This window comes from Brevundimonas bullata (assembly GCF_014207965.1).
Lineage (GTDB): Bacteria > Pseudomonadota > Alphaproteobacteria > Caulobacterales > Caulobacteraceae > Brevundimonas > Brevundimonas bullata_A.
The window spans coordinates 779,813-793,366 of sequence record NZ_JACHLM010000001.1; the positions used below are offsets into that span (position 1 = coordinate 779,813).

At 68.5% G+C, this 13,554-nt stretch carries 15 protein-coding genes; 7 read left to right on the top strand and 8 right to left on the bottom strand.

The window, feature by feature from the left end:
- Nucleotides 1–4: 4 nt before the first annotated feature.
- From ccmD to HNP51_RS03830, 3 genes are all read left to right on the top strand, one after another.
- Nucleotides 5–157: a heme exporter protein CcmD gene (gene ccmD, locus HNP51_RS03820; RefSeq protein WP_184267201.1), complete on the top strand. Its 153-nt coding sequence runs from the start codon at nucleotides 5–7 to the stop codon at nucleotides 155–157.
- Nucleotides 154–714 carry a DsbE family thiol:disulfide interchange protein gene (locus HNP51_RS03825; protein ID WP_184267203.1) on the top strand — a complete coding sequence of 187 codons (561 nt, stop codon included), beginning with the start codon at nucleotides 154–156 and terminating at the stop codon, nucleotides 712–714. The genes ccmD and HNP51_RS03825 overlap by 4 nt, the downstream gene beginning before the upstream one ends.
- A gap of 74 nt (nucleotides 715–788) precedes the next feature.
- Nucleotides 789–1,028 carry a hypothetical protein gene (locus HNP51_RS03830; protein ID WP_184267205.1) on the top strand — a complete coding sequence of 80 codons (240 nt, stop codon included), beginning with the start codon at nucleotides 789–791 and terminating at the stop codon, nucleotides 1,026–1,028.
- Here the strand turns inward: HNP51_RS03830 and HNP51_RS03835 are convergent.
- From HNP51_RS03835 to ftsY, 3 genes are all read right to left on the bottom strand, one after another.
- Nucleotides 1,025–1,672, bottom strand: coding sequence for a MarR family winged helix-turn-helix transcriptional regulator (locus HNP51_RS03835; RefSeq protein WP_184267207.1), 648 nt, complete (start codon nucleotides 1,670–1,672; stop codon nucleotides 1,025–1,027). The two genes, HNP51_RS03830 and HNP51_RS03835, sit on opposite strands and share 4 nt — an antisense overlap.
- A gap of 323 nt (nucleotides 1,673–1,995) precedes the next feature.
- Nucleotides 1,996–2,640 (bottom strand): inner membrane-spanning protein YciB, encoded by a 645-nt coding sequence (locus HNP51_RS03840; protein ID WP_184267209.1) that lies wholly within the window; start codon nucleotides 2,638–2,640, stop codon nucleotides 1,996–1,998.
- 5 nt (nucleotides 2,641–2,645) lie between these two features.
- On the bottom strand, nucleotides 2,646–3,581 hold the full coding sequence (ftsY, locus tag HNP51_RS03845; RefSeq protein ID WP_184267211.1) for a signal recognition particle-docking protein FtsY: 936 nt from the start codon (nucleotides 3,579–3,581) through the stop codon (nucleotides 2,646–2,648).
- A 193-nt stretch (nucleotides 3,582–3,774) separates the two neighbouring features.
- Here ftsY and HNP51_RS03850 point away from each other — a divergent pair, with 193 nt between their 5' ends.
- Together HNP51_RS03850 and HNP51_RS03855 are read left to right on the top strand one after the other, a co-directional pair.
- A complete protein-coding gene (locus HNP51_RS03850; protein WP_184267213.1) occupies nucleotides 3,775–5,820 on the top strand; it encodes an NAD(+) synthase in 2,046 nt (681 codons plus the stop codon).
- A gap of 103 nt (nucleotides 5,821–5,923) precedes the next feature.
- The gene (locus tag HNP51_RS03855) at nucleotides 5,924–6,148 is read left to right on the top strand and encodes an alkylphosphonate utilization protein (RefSeq protein ID WP_184267215.1); all 225 of its coding nucleotides are present in this window, start codon (nucleotides 5,924–5,926) and stop codon (nucleotides 6,146–6,148) included.
- 151 nt (nucleotides 6,149–6,299) lie between these two features.
- Here HNP51_RS03855 and HNP51_RS03860 read toward each other — a convergent pair whose 3' ends face one another.
- The 3 genes from HNP51_RS03860 to HNP51_RS03870 form a co-directional block, all read right to left on the bottom strand.
- The gene (locus HNP51_RS03860) at nucleotides 6,300–7,175 is read right to left on the bottom strand and encodes an alpha/beta fold hydrolase (protein ID WP_184267218.1); all 876 of its coding nucleotides are present in this window, start codon (nucleotides 7,173–7,175) and stop codon (nucleotides 6,300–6,302) included.
- Between the two features lie 67 nt (nucleotides 7,176–7,242).
- Nucleotides 7,243–7,749 carry an HAD-IIIA family hydrolase gene (locus HNP51_RS03865; protein ID WP_184267220.1) on the bottom strand — a complete coding sequence of 169 codons (507 nt, stop codon included), beginning with the start codon at nucleotides 7,747–7,749 and terminating at the stop codon, nucleotides 7,243–7,245.
- An 8-nt stretch (nucleotides 7,750–7,757) separates the two neighbouring features.
- The gene (locus HNP51_RS03870; RefSeq protein ID WP_184267222.1) at nucleotides 7,758–8,864 is read right to left on the bottom strand and encodes an AGE family epimerase/isomerase; all 1,107 of its coding nucleotides are present in this window, start codon (nucleotides 8,862–8,864) and stop codon (nucleotides 7,758–7,760) included.
- Nucleotides 8,865–9,064: 200 nt separating this feature from the next.
- Here HNP51_RS03870 and HNP51_RS03875 point away from each other — a divergent pair, with 200 nt between their 5' ends.
- Both HNP51_RS03875 and HNP51_RS03880 read left to right on the top strand, forming a co-directional pair.
- The gene (locus HNP51_RS03875; protein ID WP_184267223.1) at nucleotides 9,065–10,225 is read left to right on the top strand and encodes a DegT/DnrJ/EryC1/StrS aminotransferase family protein; all 1,161 of its coding nucleotides are present in this window, start codon (nucleotides 9,065–9,067) and stop codon (nucleotides 10,223–10,225) included.
- Between the two features lie 5 nt (nucleotides 10,226–10,230).
- Complete coding sequence (locus HNP51_RS03880) at nucleotides 10,231–11,163, top strand: Gfo/Idh/MocA family protein (protein WP_184267225.1); 933 nt, start codon at nucleotides 10,231–10,233, stop codon at nucleotides 11,161–11,163.
- Here the strand turns inward: HNP51_RS03880 and HNP51_RS03885 are convergent.
- Both HNP51_RS03885 and HNP51_RS03890 read right to left on the bottom strand, forming a co-directional pair.
- Nucleotides 11,160–12,833, bottom strand: a complete 1,674-nt coding sequence (locus HNP51_RS03885; protein ID WP_184267227.1) for an MHYT domain-containing protein — start codon at nucleotides 12,831–12,833, stop codon at nucleotides 11,160–11,162. The genes HNP51_RS03880 and HNP51_RS03885 overlap by 4 nt on opposite strands.
- A gap of 91 nt (nucleotides 12,834–12,924) precedes the next feature.
- Nucleotides 12,925–13,392: a MaoC family dehydratase gene (locus HNP51_RS03890; RefSeq protein ID WP_184267229.1), complete on the bottom strand. Its 468-nt coding sequence runs from the start codon at nucleotides 13,390–13,392 to the stop codon at nucleotides 12,925–12,927.
- Nucleotides 13,393–13,554: the final 162 nt, after the last annotated feature.

Genomic DNA, 13,554 nt, shown 5'->3' on the forward strand with positions numbered 1-13,554 from the left:
GCCGATGCTGGATCTCGACATGAGCCCCTACGGCGTCTTCGTCTGGTCGTCCTGGGGCATCAGCGCCGTGGCGCTTGCCGCCATCTCGATCCGCGCCCTGGTCGCCGCCCGGCGCTGGAAGCGCGAGCTGACCCGGCTGGAAGAGGCACGCAAATGAACCGCTGGTTCGCCCTGATCCCCATCGTCGCCCTGCTGGCCGTGGGCGTCTTCCTGATGGTTCAGCTGAATACCCTGTCCGGCGCGCCGGGTCAGGGGCGGTCCTACAAGCCCGACGCCCTGGTGGGGCAACCGATCCCCCTGACGGTCCTGCCCATCCTGCAAGGCGACGTCGAGACGGATCAGCGTCTGGACCTGAAGACGGCGGGGGTCGGCAAGCCGATGATCGTCAACCTGTTCGCCAGCTGGTGCGCCCCGTGCCGGCTGGAGCATCCGCAGCTGCTGAAGCTGAAGGCGCAAGGGATCAATGTCGTCGGCGTGGCCTACAAGGACGATCCCATCGCCACCCGCGCCTTCCTCGACGAACTGGGCGACCCCTATGCCCTGGTGCTGGTGGACCGCGAGGGTCGGGCGGGGCTGGACCTGGGCGTCTCAGGCGTGCCGGAGAGCTTTGCCGTCGACGCCTATGGGACCATCGTCGCCAAGTCCTCGGGGCCGGTGCTGACCGACGCTGACCTGCAGAAGCTGGTCGATGCCCTGAAGACGCCGGCCCGCTAAAAGGCTGCGTCGCCGCCAAACACGGTGAATCGCGCATTAACCATATCTAGACCGTTTGCGCGGATCGTCGGCCCATGTCCGCGATTCCTTCAGACCGTCCGGCCTTTCCGCCTCCCATAGGCGGTCCGGCCCATGCCCTGAGAACTTCCCAGTCCGCCTTTTTCCGCGCGGCCATGGGTATGAGCGCGCCGGCGCCCGCTGCGGCCCCGGTCGAGACCCGCGCCGACACCCCGGTTCGTTCGGTTCAGATGCAGGAAGCGCCCTCGACTGCGCGCTATCAGCGGCCGGGCTCGCTGCTGGATATCCGGGTCTAGGCCTTCGCCATATCCTTGAGCGGGATGACGACGGCGTCGGTCTGAACCACGTCAGCCTTGGGTTCGACGGTCTTCTTCTTCTTTTTCGGCTTGGCGCCGTCCAGCGCCTTCTTGGCGGCCTTTTCGGCCTTGCGGGCGTCCTTAGCCGCCTTCTTGGCGATCTTGGCTTCGGCCCGGGCCTGTTCGGGGGCGGCGTCGGCGGCGTCGGTCAGGCTGGTCAGCAGGTCGAGGAAACCCTCGCGCCGGGCCTTGGGCAGCAGGGCCAGGATGCGTTTGTCGGCGGCGGCGACGCGGGGGCGGGCGGCCTCCAGCGCGGCCTGACCGGTCTCAGAGAGGCGCACCGCCTTGGCGCGGGCGTCCAGCGCTGAGCGTTCGCGCTCCAGCAGGCCCTTGGCGGTCATGCGGGCGACCAGATCGGCCAGGGTCGAGCGGTCGATGCCGGTGGCCTTGACCAGATCGGTCTGGGTCAGACCCGAGCGCGCCGAGACCGCTTCCAGCACGGCGAACTGGCGCTGGGTCAAGCCGTCGGGGCCGGCTTCCTCGGCGTAGATGTCGAGCGACAGCTGCAACACCCGGTGCATCAGGTGGCTAGGCGAGTCCGCCAGCCCGCCCTTGATCTTCGCCTGCTTGCCTGACTTGACCATCGTCTTGGTTCCCCGTTCCGACCGCGTGGAGCGGCCGGACATGGCGCGACAGCTAACAGCCGCGCTTTACGCTTTGACGACGAAAACCCTGACGTTTTGAAGACATTTATGTTGGCCTACCGCCCTTGCGGGCTACTTGAGGGCATTGTTCTGGGGCCTACCGCGCTTTGCGCTACTTGAGGCCGCGAGGGCGTCGTCATCCCGGAAGCGGCAGAGCCGCTATCCGGGACCGCAGAGGAACGCCGCGCTCAGGCCAAGGTTGCGCTTCCGGCGGTCCCGGCTCGGCGCCCTTGCGGGCTTGGCCGGGACGATGGGGAGGGGCGCTACAGCCCCGTGTCGGGGGAGATGGGGCCGGGCTCTTCGTTCTTGATCATGTTCTTCATGATCAGCGGCACCTGGCACAAACCGAAGATGGAGGCGGCGATCCACAGGACGCCGCGGAAGCCGGTCCAGACGCCGTTGGGGTCGGGCACGCCCAGGTTCAGCGCCGACCAGATGGCGGTGACGGCGGTCGGGCTGCGAAACACCTCGTTGGCGATGGCGACGCAGAGGAAATAGATCCCGTAGCGGAAGGTCAGCTTTTGCCAGGCGGCGTCCGTGACCTGGATGGCGGAGCCGAGCAGGGCCTTGAACGGCGACTTCTTCAGCGGGATGGAGCCCAGCAGGACGGCGGCCAGCAGGCCGTTCTGCACCGTCAGCTTCAGCTTCACGAACAGGTCGTCGTCGGTCAGGATGGTCAGGGCGCCGAAGACCAGGGCGAAGCCGCCGGTGATCAGGGGCATGGGGGCCAGGCGGCGCTCCAGAACGAAGCCGACGGCCAGGGCGATGGCCGAGGCGATGACCAGGACCCAGGTGGCCTTGATCATGTCGCGGGTGATGAAATAGGCGGCCATGAAGGCGATCAGGGCGCCGAAATCGACGGCCTGACGAATCCACTGCGGACGTTTGGTTTCGACGGCTTCACTCATACGCTTCAGTCCTCAAGCCCGACCAGTGATCGGGAAAACGCGCGCGCGTCGAAGGGTTGCAGATCGTCGACGCCTTCGCCGACGCCGATCAGCTTGATCGGGGCGTCCGAGGCCTGGGCCACGGGGACCAGGACGCCGCCGCGCGCCGTGCCGTCCAGCTTGGTCATGACCACGCCGGAGACATAGGCCGTGCGGCCGAAGACCTTTTCCTGTTCCAGGGCGTTGCGGCCCACGGTGGCGTCCAGCACCAGCAGGGTCTCGTGCGGCGCGTCCGCATCGACCTTTTTCAGGACGCGGACGATCTTCAGCAGTTCGTCCATCAGGGCGGACTTGTTCTGCAGGCGCCCGGCGGTGTCGATCAGGACCACGTCATAGCCCTCGGCCTTGGCCTTCGTATAGGCGTCGAAGGCCAGGCCGGCGGCGTCGGCGCCGTCGCGGCGGCTCTCGAAATCAGCCCCGGCGCGTTCGGCCCAGACTTTCAGCTGTTCACGGGCGGCGGCGCGGAAGGTGTCGCCGGCGACGATCATCACCTTGGCGCCCTTGGCCGTCAGGTCCGAGGCGATCTTGCCGAGCGTCGTGGTCTTGCCCGAGCCGTTCACCCCGACGAACAGGACGACATAGGGCTTGGGTCCGTTGAGGGGATCAAAGCTGGCCTGACGCGGCAGCAACTCGGCGGCCACGGCCTCGGCCAGGGCCTCCTTGATCTCGCGCTCGTCCGACGTCTTGCCGAAGCGCAGCTCGCGGAAGCGCTCGACGATGCGGGCCGAGGCGGCGGGGCCCAGATCGCTCTCGATCAGGTGCTCTTCCAGCCGCTCCAGCGCCTCTTCTGACAGAGGCTCCTTCACGAAGGTCGAGACGACCTGTTCGGTCATCTGTTTGGAGGAGCGGGACAGACCCGCGCTCAGTCGCTGGAACCAGCCTTTTTTGGGCGTATCGCTCATGGGTCGAGCCTTAGCCGACGCCGGTTCGCAGGTCACGAACTTCCCGCTGCCCGCTCATCCCCGCGGACGCCGGGATCCTGTCCTTTGGGTTCGCGGCGCAACCCTATATTGATCGAACGGTCTTAGAGATCGGGCGCCGCGCCTCGCGGCTCTCATTGGATCCCGGCGTCCGCCGGGATGAGCGGATGGATTGATGGCCTCGAACAGTTCCTTCCACGCCCCGCGCGCCCACGGCTTCGTGCGCGTGGCCGCGGCGACCCCGGTGGTCCATGTCGCTGATCCGGCCGCCAACGCCGAGGAGCACGCACGACTGATCCGTCAGGCGGGCGAGGCGGGCGTGGACCTGCTGGTCTTTCCCGAACTGTCGCTGAGCGCCTACGCCATCGACGACCTGCTGATGCAGGCGGCCCTGCTGGAAGAGGTCGAGCGCCGCATCGCTGAACTGGCCGAGGTGGCGGACGAGGCGGGCGTGATCGCCGTCATCGGCGCGCCGGTTCGCAACGGCGACGCCCTGTTCAACTGCGCCGTGGTGCTGGGCGGCGGCGAGGTGCTGGGCGTGGTGCCCAAGACCTACCTGCCCAACTACCGCGAATACTATGAGAAGCGCTGGTTCGCGCCCGCCGCCAGCCGGTCCGAGGACAGCCTCGTCCTGAACGGTACGAGCGTCGATTTCGCGCCGGGTCTGATCTTCGAGGCGACCAACCGGCCGGGCTTCGTTTTCGCCGTCGAGATCTGCGAGGACTTCTGGGCGCCGCAGCCGCCGTCGACGCGGGCGGCGCTCGCGGGGGCGCGCATCCTGTGCAACCTGTCGGCCTCCAACATCGTCATCGGCAAGGCGGATGAGCGGGCCCTGCTGTGCGCCAGTCAGTCCAGCCGCACCCTGTCGGCCTATGTCTTCGCCGCCTCGGGCTGGGGCGAGTCGACGACGGATCTGGCCTGGGACGGTCAGGCGACCATCCATGAGCTGGGCGCGGGGCTGGCCGAGGGCGAGCGGTTCGCGCTGGAAAGCCATCTGACCATCGCCGACGTGGACGTGGACCGCATCGGTCTGGACCGTCTGCGCAACGGCACCTTCGCCGACTGCGCCCGTCTGGAGGGCGAGGCCGCGACCGTGGTTCCGTTCGAGGCGGGGGAGGGGCCGGGCGACGCCCTGATCCGTCCGCTGGACCGCTTCCCCTTCGTGCCGGACGACGCCGCGCGTCTGGATCAGGACTGCTTCGAGGCCTTCAACATCCAGGTCCAGGGCCTGATGCGGCGGATGACGGCGACGGGGTCCAGGACCCTGGCGATCGGCGTCTCGGGCGGGCTGGATTCAACCCAGGCCCTGTTGGTGGCCTGTCGCGCTTTTGATCGGCTGAAGTTGCCGCGCACGGGGATTCTGGCCTTTACGATGCCGGGCTTCGCCACGTCGGAGGGGACCAAGTCCAACGCCTGGGCCTTGATGCAGGCGCTGGGCGTCACGGGGGCCGAGATCGACATCCGGCCCGCCGCCGAACAGATGCTGCGCGACATCGGCCACGCCTTCGCCGACGGTCAGCCGGTCCACGACATCACCTTCGAGAATGTTCAGGCGGGGCTGCGGACCGACTATCTGTTTCGGCTGGCCAATCAGAACCACGGCTTCGTCCTGGGCACCGGCGACCTGTCGGAACTGGCGCTCGGCTGGTGCACCTATGGCGTCGGCGACCACATGAGCCACTACAACGTCAACGGCGGGGTGGCGAAGACCCTGATCCAACACCTGATCCGCTGGGTGGCCGAGCGTGGGCTGGTGGGCGAGGCGGCGACGCCCACGCTTCACGCCATTCTCGCCACCGAGATCTCGCCCGAACTGGTGCCGGCGGGCGCCGACGGGGCGATCCAGTCGACGCAGAGCATCGTCGGTCCCTATGCGCTGAACGACTTCTTCCTGTTCTACATCAGCCGGTTCGGCCTGAAGCCGTCCAAGGTCGCCTATCTGGCGCACCAGGCCTGGGGCGACGCGACGAAGGGCAACTGGCCGGCCGGCCTGCCGGAAGCGGAGCGGGTCGCCTATGACCTGGCGACCATCAAGGCCTGGTTGCGCAAGTTCCTGATCCGCTTCTTCCAGACCAGCCAATTCAAGCGCTCGGCCGTGCCGAATGGCCCGAAGGTGGTGACCGGCGGGTCGCTGTCGCCGCGCGGCGACTGGCGGGCTCCGTCGGACAGCAGCGCGCGCGTCTGGCTCGATGAACTCGACAACAATGTTCCGGACGCCTGACGGCGCCGGTTTTTAGTTAGAGGCCTACCGCGCTTCGCGCTACTTGAGGCCGCTTTCAATTCTACGGGTTCGCTGTCGCGCGCCCACTGTCTGTGAGACGACCATGACCGACGACGTGACCAAGGACTCCAACGGCAACATCCTGGCCGACGGCGACAGCGTGACCCTGATCAAGGACCTGAAGGTCAAGGGCTCGGGCGGGGTGACGCTGAAGCGCGGCACCATGGTCAAGAACATCCGCTTGACCGGCGATCCCGACGAGATCGAGGCCAATGTCGACAAGGTGCGCGGCCTGGTGCTGCGGGTCGAGTTTGTGAAGAAGGCTTGATTTTGGGCCTATCGCGCTTCGCGCTACTTGAGGCCCGCGCCGTCACCCCGGAAGCCCGCAGGGCTATCCGGGGCCGCGATAGGCGCGACCTTCAGCCGGCGGCGACTTTGGCGGTCCCGGCTCTCCGCTGCGCTGCGGCCGGGATGACGGGTTAGCTCACCCCCGCCAGAAACTCGAAGATCGCCGCGCGCGCTTCCGCCTCATCCAGCATGGGGGCGTGGCCGACGGCTGGGACCTCGGCGTAGGCCATGGACGGGGCGGCTTTTCGCATCTTGGCGACGATGGCGGGGCTGAGCAGGTCTGAGGTCGCGCCGCGCAGCAGCAGGGTCGGCTTCTTGCGGGCCAGGGCGCGGAAATAGGGCCAGAGGTTGGGGATCAGGGCCTTGGCGCCCGCCGCCCTGATCGGGGCCGAGATGTCGGGGTCATAGTCCAGCACCGGCGCGCCCTCGGTGCCCTCGCGGAAGGTGCGGCGGGCGAAGGCAGCCCAGTCGGCGTCGGTGTAGTGGGGCAGGGCGGTTTCGTTGATGCGTTTGGCGTAGGCGGCGGCGTCGTCCCAGGTCTCGATCACGAGCGGCTGGCCGGCGTAGGCGGCGATGCGGGCGAGGCCCTCTGGCGCCAGTTCCGGCCCCACGTCATTGATGATGGCGGCGGCGATGGCCTTGGGCTTGAGCGCGGTCAGGGCCATGGTGATCAGCCCGCCCATGGAGGTGCCGAGGAAGACGGCCTTCTCGATCCCTAGCTGTTCCATCAGGGCGACCACGTCGCGCGCATAGATGTCGGGCGTATAGGTCATGGGGTCGGGCGCGCGGTCGGACTGGCCGCGTCCGCGCACGTCCACGGCCAGGACGCGGCGACCGCTTGCGGCGATCAGGGCGGCGATGACCTCGAAGTCGGCGCTGTTGCGGGTCAGGCCGTGGATGGCGATGACCGGCAGGCGCGCCGGACCGTCGGCGGGGGCGTAGTCGCGGGCGTAGAGGCTCAGGCCATCGGGCGAGGTCCAGCGGCGGTCGGCGTAGGCGGCGGTCATCAGGCGTTTCTCTTGCTTGCGCGTCCAGCGTCGCCAGCAGCCTAATTCACCGGATGCAGAATTGCGATCAGGATGACAGTGCGGCGGCGACCAGGTGGTCCAGATTTCCGCCCTCGAAGCGATAGCCGGCGACGCCCGCGCGCCGCGCCGCCTCCATGTCCGAGGCCTGGTCGCCGATCATCAGCGAGCGGGCTGGGTCGAGATCGTGCTCGGCGACGGCCTTCAGCAGCATGCCCGGATTGGGCTTGCGGTCCGGGTGGTCGGGGTGGCGATAGCGGGCGTCCACGGCCTCGGCGTGGAAGGGGCAGGCGTAGACGGCGTCGATGCGGGCGCCGTCCTCGGCCAGTCGCTGGACCAGCAGGGCGTTGAAGCCGTGCATGGTGTCTTCGCTGAACAGGCCGCGCGCCACGCCCGACTGGTTGGTGACGATGACCGTGACGAAGCCCGCGTCGTTCAGCCGCTTCACCGCCTCGGCGGCGCCGGGGATCAGGACCAGCTGATCGGGGCGATGCGGATAGCCGCTGTCGACGATCAGGACGCCGTCGCGGTCGAGGAAGGCGGCGGGACGCTTCATGGGTCGGCTCACGCGGGCTCCGTCAGCAGGGCCGAGAAGGCGGTCATCAGGTGGTAGAGGGTCGAGGCGGGGACGGACGTGTCCAGTGCGCGGGCCTCGGCGTCGTAGCTGTCGATCCACAGACCGGGCGTTGCGGTCGCCAGATGGGTGGCGAAGACGCCGTCGAGCAGACCCAGAGCGCGGGCCGTGTCGCCGCGCAGGGCCAGGGTGCGCAGGGCTTCGGTCTGAGCCCACAGACGGCGGCCCCCGTCGCGGACCACGCCGATGCGGTCGACCTCGCGGACCATCATGCCCTGGGCGTCGAAGCCGTTGGTCAGGGCCGAGGCGAACAGGGCCTGGGCCGGTCGCTCATGGCCGTCGAGGCCGAGGCGGCGGGCCTGATCCAGCAGCCAGATCCATTCCATGTGATGACCGGGCTCGATGACCTGTCCCGCGCCGCCGGGGGCTATCGCCCAGTCGGCGGTGAAGAACTCGCCCAGCATAAGGTGTTCGCGGTCGAAGAAGCGGGTGGCGAACAGGTCCAGCATGCGCCGCGCCGCCGCCTCGAAGGCGGGGTCGGGGGCGATCGCCTGCCAGGCCAGCAGGGCCTCCAGCATGTGCATGTGCGGGTTCTGGCGGCGGGGCAGGACGGGGGGGAGGGCTTCCTGCCAGCCGCCGTGGACCGGGTCGGCCATTCGGCCCTCGACGGCGGCGAGCGTCGACAGGGCCAGGGGCAGGGCGCGCTCGTCCTTCAGCACGCGATGGGCGGCGGCCAGGGCGAACAGGACGAAGGCCAGGTCGTAGAGGTCGGGCGTGGCGTCGATGACAGCGCCCGCGTTGTCCGTCGCGCGCACCCACAGGGCGTCGGGACGATGGTTGTCGCGGATCAGGGCGTCCAGCCCGAGGCGGGCGATCGCTTCGCCTTCGGTCCAGCCGAGCGCTGCGGCTTCGGCGAAGACATAGACCTGACGCGCCTGGACCCGCGTGCGCCGGGGGACGTTCGTGAGGGGGCGGCCGTCGAAGTCCAGCGCCTCGAAGAAGCGTCCCTCGGCGTCGATCCCGGCCCGCGCCCACAGCGGCAGGGCCTGGCGGAACAGCCAGTCGCGGACCCGGTTCTGTGCGGACGAGAGCGTCATGATCCCTCGGGCTTAGGCAGGGTCGCCCGCTTTGCCAAGTCTGGCCTTCGTTGCAACCGGCAACGCGAAGTGACTCTCGCGGGTTTGTGGAGAGGCCCCGGGCTTTGGTAGGAGGCGCTCAAGATAGTTGATCCGCCTTCGCGCCCGCGCGCCGAACCCGAGTTCCGCCTGCGCGGCCCCCACCGAGAGAGCGACCCTTCATGACCATTCCCTTCATCGACCTTCAGGCCCAGCGCCTTCGCCTCGGCGGCAAGATCGAGGCCGCCGTTCAGGAAGCCGTCGTCGGCGGCGCCTGGGTCATGGGCCCGCAGGTGCGTCAGTTCGAGGCCGACCTGGCCGCCTTTGGTCAGGCCAAGCACGCCCTGGGCTGCGCCAACGGCACCGACGCCCTGGCCCTGCCGCTGATGGCCTGGGGCGTGGGGCGCGGCGACGCCGTCTTCGTGCCCAGCTTCACCTTCGCCGCCACCGCCGAGGTGGTGCCGTGGTTCGACGCCGAGCCGGTCTTCATCGATGTCGATGCTACGACCTACAACATCGACCCGGCCCATCTGGAGGCGGCCATCGAGGCGACGCTGAAGGAAGGCCGTCTGAAGCCGCGCGTGGTCATCGCCGTCGACCTGTTCGGCCAGCCCGCCGACTATCCGGCCATCAAGGCCATCTGCGACAAATATGGCCTGAAGCTGATCTCGGATTCGGCGCAGGGCTTCGGCTGCACCATCGACGGCGAGCACCCGCTGAAGTGGGCCGACATCACCACCACCAGCTTCTTCCCGGCCAAGCCGCTGGGCTGCTACGGCGACGGCGGGGCGGTGCTGACCAATGACGACGACCTGGCCCAGCTGATCGATTCCATCCGCGTGCACGGCAAGGCGGTGGCGATCGACCTGAAGGACAAGACCTTCGACCACGACCCCAAATACCTGAACATGCGCATCGGCCTGAACAGCCGTCTGGACACCATCCAGGCCGCTGTCCTGATCGAGAAGCTGAAGGTCTTCGGACAGGAGATCGAGTGGCGCAACGCCGCCGCCGCCCGCTACAACGAGGGTCTGCGCCCCCACGTCGCCGCCGTGCCGGACGTGCCGGCGGGCAACATCTCGAACTGGGCGCAGTACACCATCGAGCACGAGGACCGCGACGGTCTGGCCGCGCACCTCAAGGCCGAAGGCATCCCCACGGCGGTCTATTACCCGATCCCGCTGCACCTGCAGCCCGCCTACGCCCACTATCCGCGCGGCCCGCAGGGCCTGCCGGTGACCGAGCGCCTGATGGAGCGCGTCATCAGCCTGCCGATGCACTCGGACCTGGATGAGGCGACGCAAGCCCGCATCATCGCCGCCGTCGCCAGCTTCAAGGCCTGATCCGCATGACCCAGCAGACCCCCCTCAAGATCGGCGTCGCCGGCGCCGGCGTCATGGGCCGCAACCACGCCCGCGTCCTGTCCGAACTGCGCGACGTCGAGTTGACGACCATCTTCGATCCCGACGCCGTGACGGCCGAGGGCGTGGCCGCCGCCTATGGCGCGACCGCCGTGACCACGGCGCAGGCCTTTGTCGCCGCCGGTCTGGACGCCGCGGTCATCGCCACCCCGAACCGCTTCCACGCCGAGCTGGGCGTGGCCCTGCTGAAGGCGGGCGTCCATGTCCTGGTCGAGAAGCCCATCGCCGCCACGACCGCCGACGCCCAAGCCATGATCGACGCGGCCAAGGCCAACAACCGCGTCCTGATGGTCGGCCATGTCGAGCGCTTCAATCCGGCGGTGGACACGGTCAAGCGCGCCATCGACGGCGATGAGATCATCTCTATCCAGATCACCCGCGTCGGCCCCTTCCCGCCGCGCATGGGCGAGGTCGGGGTGGTCATCGACCTGGCGGTGCACGACATCGACATCATCCGCCACCTGACGGGGTCGGAAGTGGTGGAGGTCCAGTCACTGCTGGGTCACGCCCATGCATCCCGCGAAGACTCGGCCCTGCTGCAGTTCCGCATGGCCAGTGACGTGATCGCCCACATCACCACCAACTGGGTCACGCCCTACAAGACCCGCACGCTGCAGGTCGCCACCAAGAACCGCTTCATCGTCGCCGACCTGATCACCCGCCAGGTGACCGAGTATTTCGGCCAGCAGCCGGACGGCTCCTATTCGACGCGGATGCTCAACTCCTGGCCCGCCGAACCGCTGAAGAAGGAACACGAGGCCTTCGTCCACGCCATCCGCACCGGCGAGACGGCGGCGGTCTCGGGCGAGGACGGTCTGCGCAATCTGGAAGTCGCCCTGCGCTGCCTGGGCGAGTCCTAGGCGGTCGGCGCGCCGCCGGGCCTGAATTCCAGGCGGCAATGCAGACGGCCCTGGGCGTAGTCCATGCTCGCCTTTCCTCTCAGGGTGCCGCGCACGCTGGTGTCGATCAGGCGTGAGCCGAAGCCGGACTGGGTCGGGGCGGAGACCGTGGGGCCGCCGTGTTCGATCCAGTCGAGCACGACCAGGCCGTCGTCGCTGACGCCGCTCCAGGTTACGTCCACCTGGCCGCCGGCGCCGTCCGGATTGCTGAGCGCGCCGTACTTGGCGGCGTTGGTGACCAGTTCGTGCAGGATCAGGCCCATGGACAGGGCCTGTTCGGCCTCCAGAGTCACCTCGGGCCCCTGCATCCGCAACTGATCCTCGGCGTAGGGACGGAACTCCTGCAGCACCAGATCGCGCAGGCGGGCGCGCTCCCAGCCGTTGGCGGTCAGCAGGTTGTGGGTGTCGGACAGGGCGATCAGCCGCGCCTCGAACAGACGCATGAAGTCCGCGACGCTGGACGAGCGCCGCGCCGTCAGGGCGGCGATCGACTGGATGGTGGCCAGGGTGTTCTTCACCCGGTGGTTCAGCTCGTTGATCAGCAGGCGCTGGCGGTGCTCGCTGGCGGCCAGGGCGGCGAAGGCCTGATGCCGGTCGGTGACGTCGATGATGACCCCGGCCAGCTTGATCGGCTTGCCCGACCGCGAGCGGATCAGCCGCCCGCGCACCTGCAGCCAGCGGCCGCTGTCGCGGATCTGATATTCGGCGGCGTAATCGCCGTCGCCCTTCAGGGCGCGCTCCAGGGTCTGGGTGCGCCGGACCATGTCCTCGGGCTTCAGCTTGCGGGCCAGGTCTCGGGCGTCGAAGGGCTCGCCGCGGGCCAGGCCGAGATATTTGCGCGCGCGGCCGGACAGCCACAGGTTTTGCCCCGGCAAGGCCAGCTCCCAGTAGCCGACCCCGCCCGCGTCGATGATCGAGATCAGCTTGTCGCGCTGGTCCACCATGGCGACCGCCAGGGCCAGAAACAGGATCAGGACGGTCACCCCGGCGACGGCGACGGCCAGCATCAGCGGCGGGGCCCCGGTCGGATCCAGCGTGCCGGCGGTCTGGATCGGCGTGACGGTCAACGCCGCCATGGCCACGTGATGCATGCCGACCACGGCCAGTCCCAGGACCAGGGCCGCCGTCAGACGCCACGAGGGCGAGCGGTCCTGATTGACCGCGAACAGGGCGGCGATCGAGGCGAACAGGGCGACCGCCGCCGACGCGAGCACCAGCCCGGGGGCATAGGTCAGGCTTGACGAGGTCTTCAGCGCGGCCATGCCAACATAGTGCATGGCGCAGATCCCCAGGCCCATGACCAGGCCGGCCAGGATCAGGCGACGGCGGCTTGTCCGTCCGGCGGCTATCAGGAAGGCGAGGCTGGATCCGGCCGCCGCGAGCAGGAAGGAGACGAGGGTCAGGATCAGGTCATAGTGAACCGGCGCGCCCGGGTCGAACCCCAGCATGGCGATGAAATGCATCGACCATATGCCGCCGCCCATGGCCGTCGCCGCCGTGGCCAGCCAGGCCAGACGCGCGCCGCCCTGATGGGACCGCACCTGCTGGAACAGGTCCAGCGCCGTCCAGGCCGCGAAGACGGCCACCAGGAAGGACAGGCCGTCGAAGATGGAAACGACGTGTAGATGCACTGTCCAGCCTCCCTCGATCTGACCGTGCGCGGAGTAGGGTTACTGGAGCGCCGTTATCCTGTTCTTGTCCAGCACCGGAAACGGGTGAGGTTCAGGCCTTCACCATCTGCATGCCCAGCCATTCGGCGATCAGGGCGGGCTTGTCGGCGCCTTCGATCTCGACGGTGAGTTCATGCTTGAGCAGCCAGCGGGTCACGCCGTCCTGGGCGCCCTTGTCCTCGGCGGACAGCAATCTGAAGCGGCCCCGGATCCTTGACCCGGCCGGGACAGGCGCGAGGAAGCGCAGTTTGTCGAAGCCGTAGTTGACCCCCATGATTACGCCGTCCAGCGGGGCGACGGCGTCATAGCTCATGGCCGAGGCCAGGCTGAGGGTCAGGAAGCCATGGGCGATGGTCCCGCCGAAGGGGGTGTGTTTGGCCGCCTCGGGATCGACGTGGATGAACTGTTCGTCCTCGGTGATGCGGGCGAAGGCGTCGATGCGGGCCTGATCGACGGTGATCCAGCGGCTGACGCCGACCTCCTGGCCGATCAGGGATGGCAGATCGTTCGGTTTCGTCATCGGACCCCTCCGTTAGACGCAACCTTGACTGCGTCGCGGGCGGACGCAAGGGGGCCCTCCCTCGCCGTCATCCCGGACAGCCTGAAAGGCTGAGCCGGGACCGCCGTACGCGCGGACGGCGGCGTCATGGGCGGTCCCGGATCGCCCTGCGGGCGTCCGGGA

Coding starts and splice junctions, on each gene's coding strand:
- HNP51_RS03840 (WP_184267209.1), bottom strand. CDS start 2,640: ATGAGTGAAGCCGTCGAAACCAAACGTCCGCAGTGGATTCGTCAGGCC.
- HNP51_RS03830 (WP_184267205.1), top strand. CDS start 789: ATGTCCGCGATTCCTTCAGACCGTCCGGCCTTTCCGCCTCCCATAGGC.
- ftsY (WP_184267211.1), bottom strand. CDS start 3,581: ATGAGCGATACGCCCAAAAAAGGCTGGTTCCAGCGACTGAGCGCGGGT.
- HNP51_RS03835 (WP_184267207.1), bottom strand. CDS start 1,672: ATGGTCAAGTCAGGCAAGCAGGCGAAGATCAAGGGCGGGCTGGCGGAC.
- HNP51_RS03865 (WP_184267220.1), bottom strand. CDS start 7,749: ATGAAGCGTCCCGCCGCCTTCCTCGACCGCGACGGCGTCCTGATCGTC.
- HNP51_RS03860 (WP_184267218.1), bottom strand. CDS start 7,175: ATGACCGCCGCCTACGCCGACCGCCGCTGGACCTCGCCCGATGGCCTG.
- HNP51_RS03855 (WP_184267215.1), top strand. CDS start 5,924: ATGACCGACGACGTGACCAAGGACTCCAACGGCAACATCCTGGCCGAC.
- HNP51_RS03825 (WP_184267203.1), top strand. CDS start 154: ATGAACCGCTGGTTCGCCCTGATCCCCATCGTCGCCCTGCTGGCCGTG.
- HNP51_RS03870 (WP_184267222.1), bottom strand. CDS start 8,864: ATGACGCTCTCGTCCGCACAGAACCGGGTCCGCGACTGGCTGTTCCGC.
- ccmD (WP_184267201.1), top strand. CDS start 5: ATGCTGGATCTCGACATGAGCCCCTACGGCGTCTTCGTCTGGTCGTCC.
- HNP51_RS03880 (WP_184267225.1), top strand. CDS start 10,231: ATGACCCAGCAGACCCCCCTCAAGATCGGCGTCGCCGGCGCCGGCGTC.
- HNP51_RS03850 (WP_184267213.1), top strand. CDS start 3,775: ATGGCCTCGAACAGTTCCTTCCACGCCCCGCGCGCCCACGGCTTCGTG.
- HNP51_RS03875 (WP_184267223.1), top strand. CDS start 9,065: ATGACCATTCCCTTCATCGACCTTCAGGCCCAGCGCCTTCGCCTCGGC.
- HNP51_RS03890 (WP_184267229.1), bottom strand. CDS start 13,392: ATGACGAAACCGAACGATCTGCCATCCCTGATCGGCCAGGAGGTCGGC.